The sequence below is a fragment of the Burkholderia sp. AcTa6-5 genome, from assembly GCF_017815075.1.
Classification (GTDB): domain Bacteria; phylum Pseudomonadota; class Gammaproteobacteria; order Burkholderiales; family Burkholderiaceae; genus Burkholderia; species Burkholderia sola.
Genome location: NZ_JAGIQE010000057.1, coordinates 1,931 through 3,549, shown reverse-complemented (window position 1 = coordinate 3,549; position 1,619 = coordinate 1,931). Strand labels below are relative to the sequence as shown.

At 68.5% G+C, this 1,619-nt stretch carries 1 protein-coding gene; it reads left to right on the top strand.

Translation table 11 applies throughout. The features are described from left to right. On the top strand, nt 1-1,619 hold a 1,619-nt coding region (locus J8I33_RS34700; protein ID WP_245172634.1), incomplete at both ends, for an FAD-binding oxidoreductase.

Genomic DNA, 1,619 nt, shown 5'->3' with positions numbered 1-1,619 from the left:
GAACGCGCGTCGCGCGTCGAGATGCTCGAAACCGCCGCGCAGCGCGCGGTCGACGAATTCGCCGACGAATTCGACAAAATGGCCGAGCTGCGCCGCCGCGCGACCAAGGCGCTCGGCCGCTGCACGCAGAAGGACAACATCCGCTTCGACGGGCTGTCGCGCGTGTCGCACGTGACGGACGCGACCGACTGGCGCGTCGAATACCCGTTCGTCGTGCTGACGCCGGACACCGAAGCCGAGATCGCCGCGCTGATCAAGGCGTGCTTCGAGCTCGGCCTGACCGTGATCCCGCGCGGCGGCGGCACCGGCTACACGGGCGGCGCGGTGCCGCTCACGCCGTTCTCCGCGGTGATCAACACCGAGAAGCTCGAACAGCTCGGCGCGGTCGAGCTGACCGAGCTGCCGGGCGTCGCGCACAAGGTGCCGACGATCTTCTCCGGCGCGGGCGTCGTCACGCGCCGCGTGACCGAGGCGGCCGAAGCGGCCGGCTACGTGTTCGCGGTCGATCCGACCTCGCTCGACGCGTCGTGCATCGGCGGCAACGTCGCGATGAACGCGGGCGGCAAGAAGGCCGTGCTGTGGGGCACCGCGCTGGACAACCTCGCGTGGTGGCGAATGGTCGACCCGGACGGCAACTGGCTCGAAGTCACGCGCCACGAGCACAACCAGGGCAAGATCCACGACATCGCGGTCGCGCGCTTCGAGCTGAAGTGGTTCGACGGCGCATACGCGCCCGGCGAGAAGCTGCTCAAGACCGAGATGCTCGAGATCGAGGGCCGGCGCTTTCGCAAGGAAGGGCTCGGCAAGGACGTGACCGACAAGTTCCTCGCCGGCCTGCCGGGCGTGCAGAAGGAAGGCTGCGACGGGCTCATCACGTCCGCGCGCTGGGTGCTGCACAAGATGCCCGCGCACACGCGCACCGTCTGCCTCGAATTCTTCGGCCAGGCGCGCGAGGCGATCCCGAGCATCGTCGAGATCAAGGACTACCTGTTCGAGACGTCGAAGCAGGGCGGCGCGATCCTCGCGGGCCTCGAGCACCTCGACGAGCGCTACCTGCGCGCGGTCGGCTACGCGACCAAGAGCAAGCGCAACGCGTTCCCGAAGATGGTGCTGATCGGCGACATCGTCGGCGACGACGCCGATGCGGTCGCGCAGGCGACGTCCGAAGTGATCCGGATGGCGAACGGCAAGAGCGGCGAAGGCTTCGTCGCGGTCAGCGCGGAGGCGCGCAAGCGCTTCTGGCTCGACCGCAGCCGCACGGCCGCGATCGCGAAGCACACGAACGCGTTCAAGATCAACGAGGACGTCGTGATCCCGCTGAACCGGATGGGCGAGTACACCGACGGCATCGAGCGGATCAACATCGAGCTGTCGCTGAAGAACAAGCTGCAGCTGGTCGACGCGCTCGAGGCGTTCTTCAAGGGCGGCAACCTGCCGCTCGGCAAGACCGACGACGCGAACGAGATCCCGAGCGCCGAGCTGCTGGAAGACCGCGTGCAGCAGGCGTTGGAGCTGCTCAAGCGCGTGCGTGCGCGCTGGGAATTCGTGCGCGACCGGCTCGACCAGCCGCTGCGCGAGGCGCAGCACTACCTGGTGCAGCTCGGCTACGAGGCGCTCGC